Raw genomic sequence first — 18,266 nt, forward strand, 5'->3', positions numbered from 1 at the left:
CTGCTGGCCACGGCCGCGCCACTGGCGTGCGCAGCCTGGCTGTACCGCCAGCTGGCTGCTGCCCAGCTGGCGCCTGCACCCGTGCCCGGCCTGCTGGCACTGGCCGGGGCATGGGCAGCTGCGCTGCTCGGCACGCTGCTGCTGTGCCGTCTATGGCACAGCGGCGCCGCCAAGGCTCCGCGTACCGCTGCCCTGACGGCCATTGTGCTGGCGGGAGCCGCCGCCGCACTGATGGCCGTGGCCTCCACCGCCGAGCGCCTCGCGGCGGGTGTCGGCACTGGGGTGTCCCGCCTACAGATGTGGCGGGACGCCCTCCAGCTGTGGACCGAGGCCGCATGGCTCGGCCACGGGGGAGATACATGGCGCAACATGTTTCGCGCCATTCAATCCTCGCCTTATGTTGGAGGCGAGGTCCACAACGGCTTGCTTGATCTCGCCTTGGACACGGGCATGATCGGCATCCTGCTTGTCGCAGGGTGGTTTCTCCTCACCCTGCGAAGCATCTTTCATTTTGCACCGCAGCTCTTTCCATCCGTGCTTGTTTTTGGCCTGCATGGGGCGATGGACTTTGACTGGAGCTTTACAGTATTTTGGATGCTTTTCATCTGGCTTGGTGCTTGGGCAACTGCATTGAAGACGGAAACAGAGGGGGTCCAGCGATCCGGCGTAACAGTGAAATACACTCCCATCAGATCCAAATCGGGATCTAAATTGAGATCTAAATCCAGATCCAGATTTCTTTTCTTGCGGTCTCTATCAATCCACACCCGTTTATTATATGTCCCGATGTGGCGTTCCTTCTTTCATATTCTTCAGCGAGTAACTGCTCGGCTAATAAGGGTATCGACAGTGATGATCATCCTTTTCTGGATTGGTGGAACATTCTGGCTGACCTTCCGATATGCCATAGCAGAAGTGCAGTACCGTCAGGCGATGTCTGAACCGGATGGCACTCCAGCACAGAAGGTGCATCTTATGGCTGCTTTTCAATCGAATCCGAATCGACCCGATATCGTGATATCCCTTGCACGATCCCTCCCGGGACGAGAAGCAGAATCACTCCTTTTGTACAGCTTGTCCCATTCCCCGATGCATCCTCAGATTTACATTGAACTGGGACGATTGGCAGCCCAATTCGGCGAAGGACAGCAGGCTGGAGAATATTTTGAACAAGCGATCGCATTGAATCGGTATGATGGCATTGGCCAATCCACGGCTTTGTATTGGATGGAGCAGGCAGCGCGGCGGGAATGGAAGGCAGGATATAGAGATCGAGCCCAACAGACTGCCGCCGCTGGTGTACAGATGTATGAACGGTATCAACTGCTGGCTGAGGAAGTGGAAGCAGGAAACGTTCGCAATGATCGTCGTTTTGTACTGGAAGAACATGCTCCAGGCTATGGAGAGAACCTGCGCAGGCTTGCTTCAGCTTTTTCTCCTCCATTTACTCAAGAGTTGACCAAGCAGAGCCCTTGAATGACTGATGGATGTCAGCGTCTGAAAAGTCTGAGGGTCCAAGCTCGTTGCTCCTGGCGGATGGGTATACCATTTTCTAAGGAACACAGGGCGTCTTATTTATCCTTTACCTCCTCCTTTAAATTGTAAGGAACATCAGACACGTTATTTCCGGAAATCCCCTAACAAAAACCCTATAAAAGTCCAAAAATTCCGATATAACGTGTCTCAGATTCCTTAGATTTCTAAGAGTGCTTCAAATCCTTGAATAAGACATCTCAGGTTCGTTACCACTCGTGGGCTTGAGCATGAAAAATTACTCGGTGTTTATGTTCATAATCCCAGTTTATGTTCATGCTCCCCGTGGTGGTCGGCTCCATGCTCTGCTCCAACCGCAAGCCAGAGGTGCCCCCGAATTCCACCGAGATCGAAGCTTTTCATTTCTCCATTCCTACAGACGATAACCGCCAAATGCATGCTGAAACGCATCTTTTAATGGTTCAACATCTACTTCCCACATCGCGGCGATCTCTGCACTGACATCCGTGTTCCACCACTCACATAATTTCTTGCGGTTGTCGCGATTCTCCCCAATCCAGAGCAGATTAGCAATCACCTTACCGTAATAATATTCTTCCGCCTGCTTCATCCGTTCGGGAGAGACATATACTTTTAGCCTTTTGGCTGTCCGGTACAATTCCTTGCTGCATGCCCGGCGAATCCCTCTGGCGGAAGGAAGGTTTTGACCGGATTGCGTATGTTTGACCGGCGGAGAACCGGGTATTGACTTGTGTGACATCTTCTCACGCTCCTCTCCCCATACCATATGCGGACTGCTACGAACGGGACACTATCCCAACCTTGTGAAGTAGCAACGTCCACAGCCCTGTGATAAAATAGGGACGAACATCCATGGTGCGGAGGGGCACCGCCAATCAGGATGGAGAAAGAGGGTTGAGATGGACTTTATTCATAACCTTGTTGGCCAATTGTTCGATTGGATTCAAAGTCTTGGCTACTTTGGAATCATGCTTGGATTAATGTTGGAAGTTATCCCAAGCGAAATTGTGCTGGCGTATGGAGGTTTTCTCGTTTCACAAGGTAATATCAACTTCTTCGGTGCTATGATTTTTGGTACGGTGGGCGGTGTGATTGCCCAGTTATTTATTTACTGGATTGGCCGTTATGGCGGCAGACCTGTACTTGAACGCTACGGTAAATACATACTCATCCAGAAAAAACACATCGACCATTCCGAGGAGTGGTTTCGCAAGTATGGTACAGGTGTCATTTTTACAGCGCGTTTTGTTCCGGTGGTAAGACATGCAATCTCCATCCCGGCTGGCATCACGAAAATGCACACAGGTAAATTCATCTTGCTTACTACACTCGCTGTTATACCTTGGACTGCATTGTTTATATATTTAGGGATGATTCTTGGAGATCAATGGAAGCATATTGATGAGAAAGCGGCACCATATGTTATGCCTATTTTGCTTGTCGCTCTCGCCCTTATGATCGTTTATGTACTTATTAAATGGATGAATGCTCGTAAAAAGAAAGGAAGTGTCTAGTCATGGGTAAACCCAACTTGTCTCACAAATTCGGTAAAGGTCTGCCACCGAAGGATTTTATCGAGAGTATGACCAAGAACCAAAGTGAATTCCAGGCCAATTATGATAGCTTTACTTGGTCGAACGAAGAGGATCGTGAGTTTTTTGAGAGTCTGAACCATCGCGATGATCTGCGTGTGTTAATTCTGGCAGCTGACTGGTGCGGGGATGTTGTCCGTAATATTCCGGTTGTGTTCCAGGCGCTTGAAATCTCAGGAATTCCAACTGAAGTTCTGATTATGGAGAACCACCCGGAAGTGATGGATGAGTTCCTGACGATGGGTGGCCGTTCCGTGCCAGTCGTTATTTTTGCAGATACAGGTGGTCATGTGTTAGGTCAGTGGGGACCTCGTCCGCAGCATGTACAGGAAGTCATGATTGAATTCAAACGCCTTAATCCGGATCGTGAGGCAGCAGATTATCAAGAAAATTTGGCTGTAGCGCGTCAAGAGATTGGTAAACGTTATGGGGAAGGAACGGAGTCACATGCGGCCATTATCCGTGAGCTGCGTGAACTGATTTCGGGTTACTAAGCCGATATGCTTAACATTCGTACGTTTACACTAGGCCCGCTTCAGACCAATGCGTATCTTCTACAAGGAGATGATCCGGGCAAAGCCGTCATTATCGATCCAGGCATGAATCCAGGGCCGCTGCTTAAAGCGATCCAAGACTTGGAGATCGAAGCCATTCTCCTCACACATGCTCACTTTGATCATATGGGCGGGGTAGATGAGATCCGTAAATTGAAGGGATGTCCCGTTTATCTTCATGACTTGGAGAGTGACTGGCTCACCACCCCGAAATTAAATGGATCTTTGAATTGGCCGCAGGCGACACCACCCCTTTCGACAGATCCTGCTGAATATGCCATGGACGAAGGGCAGAAGCTGAATCTGATTGGTCAAACGTTTAAAGTGTTCCATACACCTGGACATTCCCCAGGCAGTGTAAGTTTGCTTTGTGATAACGACCTGTTTGCCGGTGATGTGCTGTTCCGCATGGGTGTGGGCAGAACGGACCTGACAGGAGGGCGTGAACGGGATCTGATTGATTCAATCCAGAACAAGCTTTACACCTTTGCTGATGAAGTGAAAGTATATCCAGGTCATGGCCCCAAAACGACCATTGGTTATGAGAAACAGAACAATCCTTACGTGTCCGCAAGATAATCCGACATGATATGTGAAGAAAGTCTGGACAAGTGACAACTTTTTCATTAGAATAGCAATTAGTTGTTACAAGCGTTAAGGCATCATCTAACTGAAGCATTACCAAGAAACACCCAACCTCGCGAAGCACGCAGACTGTGGTCTATACCCGGTTTGCGTTCTTTTTTTGTTTTCAGCCCCTTTTTATCACAGAATTAGCCCTTTTTACGTTACATAGAGATGCAAGATGCGCTTCATCACAAGCCAGTTTGAGACCAATAGCAAGTTAGAAGCAAGTACAGATTGATTTAGAAATAACAAAATTCAAGAAAACAGTATATAAGTTGAACTAATCATTTACACAATAACGGAGAGGACAGAAAAAACCCGAAAAAGCGAAGCGTTCGCCTAAAAGCTTACTGAAAGAAAGCTGCATCGGAAGCATAAGCTATCTCCGGATTTTCCCCTTCGGAAAAGGGAATCAAAAAATCTGGGGATAACAGCGATTGGAAGGTTATTCTGTCATCGTAGTGTCAATGTAAATAATCTTTAGTTCAACTTATATAGATCATGAGAGAGTGGGGAATATCAAAGTGGAGAAACCAAGAGTTATTCCGTTGAATCAGCGTGTCGAGTATCCGATCATTGAGGAAAACCGTCGCATATTGGAAAGTGGGAACAGAGAAACGGGTACTGAGCGAGCTTTAATACATAACCCTAGCGTGGCCAAAGAAATGATGAAGTCTCAGCAGAATATATGGACAAGCCGTGTTTTAAGAAACGGAGCCCGTAACCAACCGTGGTTCGACAAGCTGCAAGATTACCGGAATCAAGTCTGATTGCCCGGGAAATTGTCGGGTTTTAATTTTTTTTAATTTCATTGAACGTTTTTGCAGAGTCAGTCGTATTAACTCCAGATTGAACGGGAAGCAGGTGATTTCATGATAAAGGCAGCTGAGCTGGAAGAGGTACGCAGAGCAGTATCAGGAGACGATAGCGCACTCGCAGCGTTGTTGCAACGTCACTACACGTTTGTGTATAAGTATCTTGTCAAAGTGACAATGGACGCTAACCTTGCAGAAGAGACGGTGCAGGATACGATGATTCGTTGTATGGAAAATATCCATCGATATGATGGCACGTCTGCCTTTTCATCATGGATGATCACCATTGCGACCCGCATCTATATCGATAAGACAAGACGTAAGAAGAGAGAACAGAACTGGCTTGCTCTCATTCGGGATCAGGCTGTACGTCGATTCCGCTGGCAGCTTGAGACACGAAATGAAGAATGGACAGATGTCATGGATGCGATGACAAGACTGACACCCGAACATCGTGTTGCAGTGCTACTGAAGCATTATTATGGATACGGGTATGAAGAGATCGGGGAAATGCTGGGTATTCCTGCGGGAACGGTGAAGTCACGCACAGCTTATGGTCTCCGTCAGTTAAGAAAGGAGCTGGAATAAGGATGAGCAGATCAGATGATGCACAGGAACATGAAGTTGTAGAACGTTTGCAGCAACACATGAAAGTGCTGGATGATGCATTTGAGCCGACAAGTATTCCTTCTTTGGGTGCACTTGAAGCTCAAGTCAGGGAACGGAGACAGATTAGACGTCGAGCCAATTGGATCGAGATGATATGTTTCTGGTTGGTTGGACTGCTTGCCATTGTGTTCGGTACATTATTGTTCGTATCTGCTCCAGCTCTATATTTAGGTATCCAGGCTCTTGGTACAGCTGTTGCGGTGATTTTGGCTGTGATCTGGGCTGGACGGCGCCGGAAGGAGGTTCGTCATGAATAAAATGCATTATTCATTGGATGAAATTTCTCCACTATGGCTTATATTGCTTGGCATTTTTCTCCTGGTTCAGGGCACATGGATCTTTCAGGACGCACGCAGACGTGGACGTTTCCCTTGGTTATGGGGATTATGGGGTATCACGGGATTTCCCACGCCGCTGATAATATATTGGTTTGTCGTAATTCGATCACAACGCAAGCCAGGTGCACGAAATCCGAAATAACATCATTTTAAAAATGGAAAAAAAGATTTTGCACAAATATGTTGTTTAATTCTAGTATTCCTAGACATCGTTATTCTTTTCTAGTAGACTATACAAATAAATATTAATGATAGACTACCAGGAGGTTAGACGATGCTGCGATTAGGAGAGAAGGTTGTCATCGTCGCGGATGCGTTTGAGCAGAATCTTCCTGTGGGGGAATATGGTTTCATCATCGCTTATGACCGGAATCCGGACAATGCGTTCGATTACGTGCTTCGAGTGCCGCAGGTGAACCGGAACTTTTTTGTTCCATCCGGCGACGTCGATCTGGAAGAGGTTCTGCTGAAGCAGGAAGCTGAGCGGGTCGAGCGAGAAGCGTTGATAGATTACGCCCTTGCGACACACAATGAGAAGCTGTTTCATCATTTGATGAACGGAGATTTTCAAGCTGTGGAAGAGGAAGAGGAAACCGCGAACGATGTTATGTCACAGGCGGATTTTATAAAGCAGGTTAATCTGCGTGCATGGATCTAGAATTTTAAGAGTCGGCTGATGCCGGCTCTTTTTTATTTTATAAGTTTGATTTTAGCTTCCTGGAAGCCCGTCAGGTCATTTGCATTGAATTGTCGAACTATCTCACCTATAATGAAAAAAGTTATCTTGAGACTTTAGCCCGTTAAACGAGCGATTCGTTTCAGGTCGTTTCGGGAATTAGAACGAATGAAGGAGGCATCCGCTAATGAGTATTTCGAATAATGACGTTCAGCATGTGGCCAAGCTGGCCCGGCTCAACTTGACTGCTGAAGAAGAACAGACCCTGACAGGTCAGCTGAACGCGATTTTAAAATATGCAGAAAAGCTGAATGAGCTGGATACGGAAGACATCGAACCCACCACTCACGTTCTGCACGTAAGCAATGTTATGCGTGAAGATGAGACCAAAGAAAGTCTGTCGATTGAACAGGTGATGCGCAATGCACCGGAAGAAGAAGACGGGCAGTTTAAAGTGCCTGCTGTAATGGAATAACGGATAACCGGAAGGAGGACAAAAACTGTGAGTTTATTTGAACAATCGTTGCCTGAGTTACATAACAAGTTGCATGCCAAAGAGCTGTCGGTCAGCGATCTGGTGGATCAGGCGTATCAGAACATTGGCGCGCATGATGATAAAGTTAAAGCATATTTGGCATTGGATGAAGAACAAGCACGCGCTCGTGCACGTCAACTGGATGACCGTCTGGTTAGCGGCGAGGAGAAAGGTTTGCTCTTTGGTCTGCCTGTAGGTATTAAGGATAACATCGTTACAAACGGACTGCGCACGACGTGTGGCAGTCAATTCCTTCGTAATTTCGACCCGGTGTATGACGCGACAGTTGTCGAGAAATTGAAAGCTGCGGACACCGTAACTATTGGTAAACTCAACATGGACGAATTCGCCATGGGCGGCTCCAATGAAAATTCAAGTTTCTCACCTGTACGTAATCCATGGGCACTTGATCGTGTTCCAGGAGGTTCCAGTGGTGGTTCTGCAGCAGCTGTGGCTGCGGGAGAAGCATACTTTACACTCGGATCAGACACAGGTGGTTCCATCAGACAACCTGCTTCGTATTGCGGTGTTGTTGGATTGAAGCCAACGTACGGACTTGTTTCCCGCTTTGGATTGGTAGCATTTGCATCATCTTTGGATCAGATTGGACCTTTGACGAAAAATGTTGAAGATTCTGCTTATGTGTTGCAAGCTATTGCCGGATATGACGCCAAAGATTCGACATCTGCAAAAGTAGAGATTCCGGATTATTTGAGCGGACTTACAGGTGATGTTAAAGGACTTCGTATTGCTGTTCCGAAGGAATACATCGGTGAAGGCGTCGATCCACAAGTGAAAGAAACGGTTTTGTCTGCATTGAAAGTTCTTGAAGGACTCGGGGCAACATGGGAAGAAGTATCCCTTCCGCATACCGAATATGCGGTGGCTACGTATTACCTGCTCGCATCTTCAGAGGCTTCTTCAAACCTGGCTCGATTTGATGGTGTACGTTATGGCGTGCGTGCAGACAATCCGGACAACTTGTTGGATCTGTACCATCAGTCTCGGAGCCAAGGCTTTGGTCCCGAAGTGAAACGACGTATCATGCTTGGAACGTATGCACTCAGTTCGGGTTACTATGATGCCTATTATCTGAAAGCACAGAAGGTACGTACATTGATCAAACAGGATTTCGACAATGTATTTGCCAAATATGATGTGATTATTGGACCAACTGCGCCAACTACGGCGTTCAAACTCGGATCACAGGTGGATGATCCACTTACGATGTATCTGAACGATATTTTGACGATTCCGGTCAATCTGGCTGGTGTACCTGCTGTTAGTATTCCATGTGGATTCTCGGATGGATTGCCTGTCGGCCTGCAAATTATCGGTAAAGCCTTTGATGAAACAACCGTATTGCGTGTAGCGCATGCGTTTGAACAAAATACAGAATTCCACAAGCAGCGTCCGCAGCTGTAGACTGCCCGGAACGGAGGAATATAGAAATGTCCGCATCTAAATATGAAACGGTCGTTGGACTTGAAGTCCACGTGGAGTTGCATACGAACTCCAAAATTTTCTGTGGCTGCTCCACAGCTTTTGGAGCTCCGCCGAACACCCATACCTGCCCGGTCTGTCTCGGACATCCGGGCGTACTGCCCGTACTGAATCGTCAGGCGGTAGACTACGCCATGAAGGCAGCGATGGCCCTCAATTGTACGATTGCTGATGTCAGCAAGTTTGACCGTAAAAACTACTTTTACCCCGACTCACCAAAAGCCTATCAAATTTCGCAATTTGATCAACCGATCGGTGAGAACGGCTGGATTGATATCGAAGTGAATGGTGAAACAAAACGAATTGGCATCACACGTCTTCACTTGGAAGAAGATGCAGGGAAGCTTACACATATCGATGGCGGATACGCGTCTTTGGTGGATTTCAACCGTGTGGGTACTCCACTGGTGGAGATTGTATCTGAACCTGAGATTTCCTCTCCGGAAGAAGCACGTGCGTATCTTGAAAAATTGCGTGCAATCATGCAGTACTGTGATGTATCGGACGTGAAGATGGAAGAAGGTTCACTGCGTTGTGACGCCAACATCAGTTTGCGTCCACATGGACAGGAGAAGTTGGGAACAAGAGCTGAGCTGAAAAACATGAACTCCTTCCGTGGTGTGCAGCGTGGTCTCGAATATGAACAATATCGTCAGGCTGAAATTCTGGATGATGGCGGTGAAGTGGTTCAGGAGACGCGTCGCTGGGACGAAGCTCAAGGAAAAACACTGTCGATGCGTGGTAAGGAACAGGCGCATGACTACCGTTATTTCCCGGACCCGGATCTCGTGAAGCTGCATATTGATGCAGCCTGGAAAGAGCGCATCAAGGCTACCATACCTGAGCTCCCAGACGAACGTAAAGCTCGTTACACGGCTGATTACGGATTACCTAGTTATGATGCAGAGGTTATTACTTCATCCAAGGCTATAGCTGATCTTTTCGAAGATAGCTTGAAATTCACTCAGGATGCCAAATCCGTATCCAACTGGATCATGGGCGACTTGCTGGGGTACCTGAATACGAGCAATCTTGAGGTGACTCAGGTCCCACTGACAGGTCAAGGTTTGGGCGAGATGATCGGCCTGCTGGAGAAGGGCACCATTAACAGCAAAATCGCCAAAACGGTATTCAAGGAAATGCTGGAGAGCGGCAAGCTTCCACAGCAGATCGTTGAAGAGAAGGGTCTTGTGCAGATTAGTGATGAAGGCGCCATTCTTGCCATCGTTGAGCAGGTTGTAGCAAATAACCCTCAATCCGTGGAAGACTATAAAGCTGGTAAACAAAAAGCCATTGGCTTCCTTGTTGGTCAGGTTATGAAAGAAAGTAAAGGCAAGGCGAATCCCGCTCTAGCCAACCAACTGCTTGCAGATGTACTGAACCGCTAATCCTTCCGGTGAGGCCGGACAGAAAGAGGCTCGTCCCTGTGACAGCCTCTTTTTGGTATTGATAGATACAAATGTATTTTGGACGGGGGAACGGATATGAACATTCAACCATTGTCACTGAGTGATCTGGAGACGTTGGGACAGTTATGGAGACTACAACATGTGGCCTATCGATTGGAAGCCGAAATCATCGGATTTCAGGAGATTCCTCCTTTGATGGATACGATGGAGACACTTCGGGATTGTGGAGAGAGTTTTTATGGTTGTATCCATGATGACGGAGAGCTTATCGGGGCTGTCGCTGTAGCAGAGGAAGAGGAGAATACACTGACCATTACACGAATGATGGTGCACCCGGATCACTTTCGCAAGGGAATTGCGGCATCTTTGATGACCTATGTGTTGGAACAGCATGCGGATCTTCCGCGTTATATCGTCTCCACAGGAACGCTGAATCAACCCGCAGTGAATCTGTACACCAAATTTGGTTTTAATCCCGTGGAAGTCACACAGATTGCACCTGGAGTGGAATTAACGACTTTTCACAAGAATAAACTTTAATAATATTAACAACTTGAGGAGGAATACCGACTTTGGGCGATCCCTGGTTCATTGATGAGTGGCACATTTTATTACGATTATTGCTGGCTATGCTGCTTGGAGGGCTCGTAGGCCTGGAGCGGGAACGGTCCAATCATGCTGCCGGTTTGCGTACCCATATCCTGGTATGTCTTGGTTCCGCACTGATTATGATGTTGTCTGTTTATGGCTTTAAAGATTTTGCTAATGAATTAAATGTAAGGATCGATCCAGCGCGTCTGGCTACTGCTGTAATTACTGGTGTCGGATTCCTGGGAGCAGGGACAATTCTCTTCACGGGAAAATCCATTACCGGACTGACTACAGCAGCTTCAATCTGGGTTGTTGCAGCCATTGGGCTCGCAGCAGGTGCGGGATTCTTTTTTGCCTCTATCGTATCCACCGTTCTGGTATTACTTAATCTCTGGGTATTTAACAAATTAGAGCTAAGGTATTTACGAGGGAACAAACTGCATGTTGTTACACTTCATACCTTGTCAGAACCCGGTTTTCTCGAACAACTGTCTTCATGTATGGAGCAGGAAAAGATCAAAATTCGTAAAATTACCGTGAATGAACAAGACTTGGCTTATGCAGAGATGGTCTCGGTTGAACGTAAAATTGAGATTGTGTTACATGTTCAGGTACCGCATGATTTCCAAACGGTAGGCTTGGTATCCAAGTTAAGACAATGGGAACACGTTACCAAGGTGTCGATCGAATAAATGAATTACAACCCTCCCCAGGCCAGTAGTGCCGGAGGGTTTTTGGTCATATCCATATTTCTTCCAGTTACTCTCCTTGCTCTTTAGGGTACTATCTAACCAAATGCATGAAGAGCGGAAGGTCAGATCAGAAGAGAGGAGTATGTTATGAAACGGAGACGTCAATTGAACAAAAAGACCCGTTCAGTCCAGGCCAAACCGGTCAGAAACCGGACTCACAAGTTTATCGCGGGATTACTGAGTGCCATTATTCCTGGCCTGGGTCATATTTATCTGAGATTGTACATGAGAGGTTTGACCTTTATGCTGCTTGTTTTGCTTGATCTGTCAGCAGTGTTGTACTTCTCATCTATTGGTATACAGATCAATGTGCCATTGCTCATCTTACTGGCTTTGTGTATTCCGGTTATTTACTTTTACAATGTATATGATGTGTTGCAATCTGCAGATTGGGTCATGATGCGCAGACGTAGAGCAGCGACCCAGGCAACTTCGGACAAGCCGATAAACAATGAACGTTCTACAAGAGATGCAATGATGGTTTGGGAGAGAGGCATATCGTTTGGATTACTTCTGATTGTGGGAGGGTCTTTGATGGTGCTGTTTTTCCGCAAACCACGTTGGTTTCAAGAGCTTCTCGCCATGTACGGCGGATATTCATTTGCGGTTCTCATGATCGTAGGCGGTTTGCTTCTGTTTGGTCGTGAATTCTGGGTGATGTTGAACAAGAAAAAAATGTAGTGGAAACGATACAAGGAGGGAACGTGATGAACCGTAAAGTCCGGGTTGGCCGCTATACGGCTGCCGCCTTAATCATAGCGGTCGGTGTGCTGTTGATTTTGGATAAACGGTGGGGAACTGACTATGTATATGAGATGGTGGACTGGTGGCCATTTTTGCTCGTTGTTTTAGGTGTTGAATATATTGTGCTGTTCCTGTGGACACGCAGAAGAAACAAGGTGCAATCGGATAACCCGAGCAATCCTGATGAGCAAATCAAAGTACGTTTCAGACCCGATGCCAAAGGCATTCTAACCTCACTGATTTTGGCAGCTTCCGTATTTATCGTCACCGAGCAGGATCACTACATGCACTTATGGAATAGAGTGAGTCTAAATCTCGGAGCGGCATCCATGGACTACAGTCAAGCGGCAGGATATATGGAGGATAAGGGCACGATTCGTGTACCTGTTCGCATGGATACGTCAGACCTGGTGGTTGAAGGTGTCAATGGAGATATCTCGGTACAACGCGGAGATACGGATGAGATTGAAGTACGGACGGTGATCTGGGTAGATCAGACGACGGAAGTACAGGCAAAGGCCGTTGCAGCAGCCTCTTTTGTAGAGGCCGATGGTACAAAAGTAATTTATATCAAAGCTACAGGCAAGACTTATGGAGACAATGAAAAAACGCAGCCACGGATGAATCTTACCATTACGATCCCGGATGATCGTCGTTTTAATCTGGATATTCGAACGTCCAATGGAGCGATATTATTAAACCGTCCGGAAGCCATTAGTACCATACTGGCCGAAACGGGTAACGGACGTATCCGGATTACCAATGCTGTTGGAGATATCTCCGGGAAAACGTTGAACGGGGATGTCATTGTAGCCAATGCCATTGGTAATGTCGATCTGGACAGTAACCGTGGCGACATGAAGGCTCGCGGTATTTCCGGCGATGTAGATCTTGCTACACAAGTGGGAAGTATCAGTATTGCGGACTCCGTTGGTGAATTCATCGCAGAGACACGCAACGGCAATATTACGCTGGATGGAGCCAATCTGGGAATCAAAGCCCAATCGCTTAATGGCAGCATTAACATCGTATCTACCAAAGTCGGAGGGGACTGGGATGTGTACAGTGCGGTGGGAGCCATTAACGTATTACTTCCTGATCGTGGAGACTACAGTCTTGCGGGTTCCAGCAGTTATGGAGATCTAAGTACGGATCTACCTTTCAAAGTACAGAATAAAACCATAGAAGGCCAGCTCGGTGAGGGCGAGTACAGGGTGAAAATTGAAGGCAACAGTGATCTCACCATTCAGAGCAACCCGGCTGTATCTACGCCTGAAACAGTTACACCTGATTCTGAAGATACGGCTGAGAATCTGGAACAGACTACCGAGGACGGACCAAATTCCCAGCAGGATTCTACAGAGGTTCCTTGACTGCCGCGTTGACAATAAACTTGTAATCGCCGTACAATAAATGTACACTGGCAAGATTACACGGCATGAAAGATGGATTGTCGTTCTTAATGGCCGGGAATCAACTCTGAGCGAGGAGACAGTAACTTACTCTTCACCAGAGAATGAAAGGTAAGGCGGTGGGTTTTATGGCAACACGTGTCCAACATGCGTTGGAGCATCTGAAAACGACCGGTGTCCGTATTACACCCCAGCGTCATGCCATATTGAACTATCTGATGGAATCCATGGGGCATCCGACAGCCGATGAAATTTACCGAGCCCTTGAACCCCAATTTCCCAGTATGAGCGTGGCAACGGTATATAATAATTTGAAGATGTTTCTGGAAGCTGGCATGGTCCGGGAATTGACATACGGAGATAATTCAAGTCGCTTCGATGCCAATGTGACGGATCATTATCATGTTATCTGTGATCAATGCGGCAAGATTGAAGACTTCAGCTATCCTTCACTCAAAAGTGTAGAGCTTCAGGCGGAGTCTAGTACAGGATTCGAAGTACACGGTCACCGATTGGAAGTATATGGCGTTTGCAAAAGTTGCAGGGATTAAGAGAGTTGAATTACAATATTAACGTGCAGAATTCAGTATGGATTCTTCACGTTTTTTTTTAGCATTTATGCAAAACACTCATTTTGATAACAACTTATGCGCACATCCCTATGATCAGCATAATTAACGGAGGTAGACGTTTGGGTAGAAAAAGCAGATATACACGTCAGAAGCGACGTTCATTTTGGCCCGGTTTTCTCGGGGCTTGTCTGATCGCCGGGGGGGCTTACTGGCTTATAACGAATGTATGGTTGAACCAGACTTATGAAGACCCCGACTGGGTAGGAAGAAGCCAGCCTATTTTTGTAGATGGGCAACTGATGGATGGAGACGCTCTGGGTACAGGAGATCAACTCAAGTTGCCTGTAGATGTTCTGCAAGAAGCGATTGATGCAGGCATACGTTATGAATCAGAATCGGGAGATATCATTATTGCCTCTCCTCAGCGAGTCCTTCATATGAAAGATGGAAGCACACAAGCAGAACTTAATCACAAAGATTATCCTATGACAGTTAAGCCTGAGGTTAAGGACGGAGAAGCCTATATTCCGCTCAAACCTTTGAAAGAAGTATATGGCATAACCGTACAGGAAGATTCAGTAACAGGTGCTGTGCTGCTGATGCGTGGTGGAGACATGATACAGTATGCAGAGATTGATACATTATCATCCAAAGCGGACAAGACCGTGCCGTTATATAAACGTGGGGGAGAATCCTCACCAATCATTGCCGATATGGAAAAGGATGCACGGGTACGTGTATGGCAGACGGGTGATAAACAGAGTTTTGTTCAACTTGATAATGGATATGCCGGATATGTAGATAATGATTATATTGTCCTCACCGAGAAAAAGAAGGTGGACTTGCCTAAGTATACGCTGACTGCAGCAGAGAAGAAGTGGCAGAATAAACCGGTAAATCTGGTTTGGGAAGCCGTGTACAATCGTCAGCCTGATGTGGGTTCTATCGGTAAAATGCCTGGTGTGAATGTGGTCAGCCCCACATGGTTTCATATTACGGATGGACAGGGCACGGTGAAAAGCAAGGGAAACCAAGCTTATGTGAACTGGGCTCACCGTTCGGGTATGGAAGTATGGGGACTCATGGATAACAGCTTTGACCCGGACGTTACAAAAGAAGCTGTAGCTACTTACGAGACACGCACTCATATTATTGAGCAGATGTTAGAGTATGCGCAGACGTATCAACTGGATGGTATTAACATCGACTTTGAGAACGTGTATACAGATGACGGGCCTAACATTACGCAATTTGTGCGCGAGATCAAGGCGATGGCACGTATACATGGATTGATGTTATCAATCGATGTAACACCGAAATCAAACAGTGAGATGTGGTCTGCCTTTCTGGACCGCCGTGCATTAGGTTCTTTTGCAGACTATGTTATGGTGATGGCTTATGATGAACATTGGGCGGCCAGTCCCAAGGCAGGTTCGGTAGCATCTCTGCCTTGGACCGAGGCTTCCATGAGACGCATACTTGAGGAGGATGAAGTCCCTTCTAACAAGTTGATCATGGCGGTTCCGCTCTATACCCGGATCTGGACGGAAGAGACGAATGATCAGGGTGAGGTTAAAGTGTCTTCCAAAGCGGTGGGCATGAATGCCATTGTGGAGCTGATCCAAGAGAAGAAACTCAAACCTGAACTGGATCAGGCAAGTGGACAGAACTATGTGGAATATAAGGAAGACGGAGCTACCAAGAAAATATGGATCGAAGATGCCGTGTCCCTTCAGGCGCGGGTGGATTTGATTGCTTCGTTGAAGCTGGGCGGAGTAGCAGCATGGAATCGGAGTTTTGCTAATGCCTCTGCATGGGAGGTATTAAAGCAGGCTGGTTACCAAAAATAATTTACTCGAACTCAGAGTGTCTGATTGCTTCAATTTATTTTCGCTAAGTTCAAAGTTTCCCCTTGGGTATCATCATACGTGCGGTCTACCGTTTTATTGGTCTTAGAACTTATAACTTAACTTCATATTTTAGCTATTGATAACAGCAATAAGGGCTCACTTATAAGCCAAATCCAAAAAGGTCCGGTAAACATACCGGGCCTTTTTTTGTTCTTCAATGAAATTAAGGTAAAAGACATTTAGCGGTTGGAGATCATATCGTGCTAACCATCGGTGGGGGGAACTGTTGTAGAAGGCGCTTTCAGTTGCTGACTGGTCATGTTGGCCTTATTAGGGTCCAGGGTGAGGATGGTATGACAGAACATACACCGATCCGTTTTGCCAAGCATTTTGGTTAACTTCCCGCATTCCGGACAGTCGACTTGTACTGCACTGGTGGAGAGCATACCCGCCCAAAAATAAATGGCTAGACTGGCCATCATGGCAATCAGTCCGATGACGAGCCCTACAGCTGCGAATACCTTGCCTGCATGTCCCCAGAAAACAATCCCGGCTGTTCCGAGTATCATTAGGCCCATACCTAGCATGGTCAGTAGTAATCCCCAAGTGCGAAAAGCATTAATTTTTGCTGATTTAAAAATCATGAAAAATGCTCCTATCGTATGAGTAGTATCGGACCTGGAAAAGAAGGAAACTTCAGTCTGGATGTAGAATTACATTATAACTGACTTGGCGCTTATCTGCCATGAAATGTATGGAGGGAATCGTGGAATTAAAGAACCTTGCTTTTTTGTCCGAACAGTCGGAAGAGACAGGGGCAGTTGGGGCTATCGCTTATTCCCACCCGGGAGAGCGATTCCACGGCTCCCTAATTCAAGATTTCGAATTATTAGTACTTGTTGTTCATAATGATGATCAATTGAAGTCGGCAGTGGGACATTACAGATATGGTGATCTTCGTTATCAGATGATCTATGCAAGCCGTCATGAATTAAAGAGTAGTGTAGTTACCGGAAATCATAATAATCTCACCCAGTGTCTAATTGAAGGTGAGATTATCTGGGAAGCGGACAGCGCATTAAGTGATTTGCGAGAAGAACTGTCTACCTTTGGGGCAGAATTGCGTGAGCAGATGCTGCTTCATGAATTCACCAGTTTTTTGAGAATGTATGTGGAGGCCAAACGTCATATTCAGGAAGGCCATGTTGTAGACGCCTACTACAATGTATTAGAGGCTCTGGGGAACTGGGCAAGAATTGTATTGATTGAACAGGGGATATACCCGGATCATGCCGTCTGGACACATGTGCAGAATCTGGATCGCGCTTTATGGAAACTATATCAAGAGCTTACCGTAAGCTCGGAGACGCTGGAGCAGCGAGTAGAGCTTGTCCTGCTTGCCTGTGAGTTTTCCGTAATGTCCAAAATGAGTGAATGCTCAGAACTGCTGCTGCGTGTGTTAAGAAGTCGCAAGGAGCCGTGGAGCATGAATGAACTTGTTCATCATCCGCAGTTAAGATTTGTTCGAGAAGATCTGCCATTGGTTATACGTAAGCTGGTCTTTCGTACTATTGTAAAAGAATCGGCAGGATGGCCATCGATCGGAGGAGAGGGCCGGGAGATTCGGTATTGGATAGAGGCATAACCTCCTCCCGAAGTCTGACGTTATATTGATCACATAAGGGAGGGGAAACCTTCCTTTTTTGTTTGTTTAATAATTTATAAAAAGATGTTGACTCTCATTCATGATATATGATACATTATATTTCGTTCCTCAAACGAGATTATCGTCAACAAACGATAAATTCTTCAGAGGAAAAGTGAAGAACTAAAGCTTCAAAAAAGAAATTAAAAAAAGTTCTTGACGAAAACAAACGAAATGTGTTACATTATTTAAGTCGCCGCCGAAACTTGGTTGAGACGAAAATGAAGTGAAACAAACCGTGTTTGATCTTTGAAAACTGAACAACGAGTGAGTAAACATTCTGCTTGCAGAATGAACGCGAAAGTTTGAAACGAGCCTTGGCTTGGATCGACTGGAGCACAAATGAGATTTTTAATCTCGTCAGATTCAAAATGAGCTTATCGCTCTTTTCAATACTTTATTGGAGA

Annotated in this window: 21 protein-coding genes; 19 read left to right on the top strand and 2 right to left on the bottom strand. The window is 46.4% G+C overall.

Annotation, left to right across the window (positions count from 1 at the left end; translation table 11 throughout):
- Positions 1-81: 81 nt before the first annotated feature.
- Entirely contained in the window at positions 82-1,476 is a 1,395-nt protein-coding gene (locus tag IFU39_RS32330; protein WP_192136477.1) for an O-antigen ligase family protein, read from the top strand.
- Between the two features lie 430 nt (positions 1,477-1,906).
- Here the strand turns inward: IFU39_RS32330 and IFU39_RS32335 are convergent, their stop codons facing one another.
- Positions 1,907-2,254 carry a dehydrogenase gene (locus IFU39_RS32335; protein WP_091019351.1) on the bottom strand — a complete coding sequence of 116 codons (348 nt, stop codon included), beginning with the start codon at positions 2,252-2,254 and terminating at the stop codon, positions 1,907-1,909.
- A 160-nt stretch (positions 2,255-2,414) separates the two neighbouring features.
- Between IFU39_RS32335 and IFU39_RS32340 the strand changes: the two genes are divergently transcribed.
- From IFU39_RS32340 to IFU39_RS32420, 17 genes are all read left to right on the top strand, one after another.
- A complete protein-coding gene (locus tag IFU39_RS32340; protein ID WP_091019353.1) occupies positions 2,415-3,029 on the top strand; it encodes a DedA family protein in 615 nt (204 codons plus the stop codon).
- 2 nt (positions 3,030-3,031) lie between these two features.
- Positions 3,032-3,601, top strand: a complete 570-nt coding sequence (locus IFU39_RS32345) for a thioredoxin family protein (RefSeq protein ID WP_017692292.1) — start codon at positions 3,032-3,034, stop codon at positions 3,599-3,601.
- 6 nt (positions 3,602-3,607) lie between these two features.
- Positions 3,608-4,240 carry an MBL fold metallo-hydrolase gene (locus IFU39_RS32350; RefSeq protein WP_192136478.1) on the top strand — a complete coding sequence of 211 codons (633 nt, stop codon included), beginning with the start codon at positions 3,608-3,610 and terminating at the stop codon, positions 4,238-4,240.
- A gap of 572 nt (positions 4,241-4,812) precedes the next feature.
- Positions 4,813-5,058: a hypothetical protein gene (locus tag IFU39_RS32355; protein ID WP_192136479.1), complete on the top strand. Its 246-nt coding sequence runs from the start codon at positions 4,813-4,815 to the stop codon at positions 5,056-5,058.
- Between the two features lie 102 nt (positions 5,059-5,160).
- Complete coding sequence (gene sigY / locus IFU39_RS32360; protein ID WP_149846803.1) at positions 5,161-5,691, top strand: RNA polymerase sigma factor SigY; 531 nt, start codon at positions 5,161-5,163, stop codon at positions 5,689-5,691.
- A gap of 2 nt (positions 5,692-5,693) precedes the next feature.
- Entirely contained in the window at positions 5,694-6,029 is a 336-nt protein-coding gene (locus tag IFU39_RS32365; RefSeq protein WP_105601860.1) for a YxlC family protein, read from the top strand.
- Positions 6,022-6,252 (top strand): hypothetical protein, encoded by a 231-nt coding sequence (locus IFU39_RS32370; RefSeq protein ID WP_179198630.1) that lies wholly within the window; start codon positions 6,022-6,024, stop codon positions 6,250-6,252. The genes IFU39_RS32365 and IFU39_RS32370 overlap by 8 nt, the downstream gene beginning before the upstream one ends.
- Before the next feature lie 132 nt (positions 6,253-6,384).
- Entirely contained in the window at positions 6,385-6,768 is a 384-nt protein-coding gene (locus IFU39_RS32375) for a hypothetical protein (RefSeq protein WP_024631336.1), read from the top strand.
- 205 nt (positions 6,769-6,973) lie between these two features.
- Positions 6,974-7,261: an Asp-tRNA(Asn)/Glu-tRNA(Gln) amidotransferase subunit GatC gene (gene gatC, locus IFU39_RS32380; protein WP_036607033.1), complete on the top strand. Its 288-nt coding sequence runs from the start codon at positions 6,974-6,976 to the stop codon at positions 7,259-7,261.
- 27 nt (positions 7,262-7,288) lie between these two features.
- Positions 7,289-8,746, top strand: coding sequence for an Asp-tRNA(Asn)/Glu-tRNA(Gln) amidotransferase subunit GatA (gatA, locus tag IFU39_RS32385; protein WP_036667997.1), 1,458 nt, complete (start codon positions 7,289-7,291; stop codon positions 8,744-8,746).
- A gap of 26 nt (positions 8,747-8,772) precedes the next feature.
- A complete protein-coding gene (gatB, locus tag IFU39_RS32390; protein ID WP_062836483.1) occupies positions 8,773-10,212 on the top strand; it encodes an Asp-tRNA(Asn)/Glu-tRNA(Gln) amidotransferase subunit GatB in 1,440 nt (479 codons plus the stop codon).
- A gap of 96 nt (positions 10,213-10,308) precedes the next feature.
- A complete protein-coding gene (locus tag IFU39_RS32395; RefSeq protein ID WP_036607041.1) occupies positions 10,309-10,773 on the top strand; it encodes a GNAT family N-acetyltransferase in 465 nt (154 codons plus the stop codon).
- Positions 10,774-10,805: 32 nt separating this feature from the next.
- On the top strand, positions 10,806-11,516 hold the full coding sequence (locus IFU39_RS32400; protein ID WP_017692302.1) for an MgtC/SapB family protein: 711 nt from the start codon (positions 10,806-10,808) through the stop codon (positions 11,514-11,516).
- Between the two features lie 147 nt (positions 11,517-11,663).
- Positions 11,664-12,257, top strand: a complete 594-nt coding sequence (locus IFU39_RS32405) for a hypothetical protein (protein ID WP_105601859.1) — start codon at positions 11,664-11,666, stop codon at positions 12,255-12,257.
- Positions 12,258-12,283: 26 nt separating this feature from the next.
- Positions 12,284-13,693: a DUF4097 family beta strand repeat-containing protein gene (locus IFU39_RS32410; RefSeq protein WP_105601858.1), complete on the top strand. Its 1,410-nt coding sequence runs from the start codon at positions 12,284-12,286 to the stop codon at positions 13,691-13,693.
- Between the two features lie 167 nt (positions 13,694-13,860).
- Entirely contained in the window at positions 13,861-14,283 is a 423-nt protein-coding gene (gene perR / locus IFU39_RS32415; protein WP_026081471.1) for a peroxide-responsive transcriptional repressor PerR, read from the top strand.
- Between the two features lie 140 nt (positions 14,284-14,423).
- The gene (locus IFU39_RS32420; protein ID WP_192136480.1) at positions 14,424-16,154 is read left to right on the top strand and encodes a glycosyl hydrolase family 18 protein; all 1,731 of its coding nucleotides are present in this window, start codon (positions 14,424-14,426) and stop codon (positions 16,152-16,154) included.
- Between the two features lie 263 nt (positions 16,155-16,417).
- On the opposite strand, the gene IFU39_RS32425 is transcribed toward IFU39_RS32420, so the two are convergent.
- On the bottom strand, positions 16,418-16,798 hold the full coding sequence (locus tag IFU39_RS32425; protein ID WP_076319627.1) for a DUF2614 family zinc ribbon-containing protein: 381 nt from the start codon (positions 16,796-16,798) through the stop codon (positions 16,418-16,420).
- A 122-nt stretch (positions 16,799-16,920) separates the two neighbouring features.
- On the opposite strand from IFU39_RS32425, the gene IFU39_RS32430 reads away from it, so the two are divergent.
- Positions 16,921-17,799: a nucleotidyltransferase-like protein gene (locus IFU39_RS32430; protein ID WP_192136481.1), complete on the top strand. Its 879-nt coding sequence runs from the start codon at positions 16,921-16,923 to the stop codon at positions 17,797-17,799.
- Positions 17,800-18,266: the final 467 nt, after the last annotated feature.

This window comes from Paenibacillus sp. CFBP 13594 (assembly GCF_014842675.1).
GTDB classification, from domain to species: domain Bacteria; phylum Bacillota; class Bacilli; order Paenibacillales; family Paenibacillaceae; genus Paenibacillus; species Paenibacillus amylolyticus_B.

Bases quoted from the DNA above. Each gene is read 5' to 3' on its own strand.
- IFU39_RS32335 (WP_091019351.1), bottom strand. From the start codon at position 2,254: ATGTCACACAAGTCAATACCCGGTTCTCCGCCGGTCAAACATACGCAA.
- IFU39_RS32340 (WP_091019353.1), top strand. From the start codon at position 2,415: ATGGACTTTATTCATAACCTTGTTGGCCAATTGTTCGATTGGATTCAA.
- IFU39_RS32345 (WP_017692292.1), top strand. From the start codon at position 3,032: ATGGGTAAACCCAACTTGTCTCACAAATTCGGTAAAGGTCTGCCACCG.
- IFU39_RS32350 (WP_192136478.1), top strand. From the start codon at position 3,608: ATGCTTAACATTCGTACGTTTACACTAGGCCCGCTTCAGACCAATGCG.
- sigY (WP_149846803.1), top strand. From the start codon at position 5,161: ATGATAAAGGCAGCTGAGCTGGAAGAGGTACGCAGAGCAGTATCAGGA.
- IFU39_RS32365 (WP_105601860.1), top strand. From the start codon at position 5,694: ATGAGCAGATCAGATGATGCACAGGAACATGAAGTTGTAGAACGTTTG.
- IFU39_RS32370 (WP_179198630.1), top strand. From the start codon at position 6,022: ATGAATAAAATGCATTATTCATTGGATGAAATTTCTCCACTATGGCTT.
- IFU39_RS32375 (WP_024631336.1), top strand. From the start codon at position 6,385: ATGCTGCGATTAGGAGAGAAGGTTGTCATCGTCGCGGATGCGTTTGAG.
- gatC (WP_036607033.1), top strand. From the start codon at position 6,974: ATGAGTATTTCGAATAATGACGTTCAGCATGTGGCCAAGCTGGCCCGG.
- gatB (WP_062836483.1), top strand. From the start codon at position 8,773: ATGTCCGCATCTAAATATGAAACGGTCGTTGGACTTGAAGTCCACGTG.
- IFU39_RS32395 (WP_036607041.1), top strand. From the start codon at position 10,309: ATGAACATTCAACCATTGTCACTGAGTGATCTGGAGACGTTGGGACAG.
- IFU39_RS32405 (WP_105601859.1), top strand. From the start codon at position 11,664: ATGAAACGGAGACGTCAATTGAACAAAAAGACCCGTTCAGTCCAGGCC.
- IFU39_RS32410 (WP_105601858.1), top strand. From the start codon at position 12,284: ATGAACCGTAAAGTCCGGGTTGGCCGCTATACGGCTGCCGCCTTAATC.
- perR (WP_026081471.1), top strand. From the start codon at position 13,861: ATGGCAACACGTGTCCAACATGCGTTGGAGCATCTGAAAACGACCGGT.
- IFU39_RS32425 (WP_076319627.1), bottom strand. From the start codon at position 16,798: ATGATTTTTAAATCAGCAAAAATTAATGCTTTTCGCACTTGGGGATTA.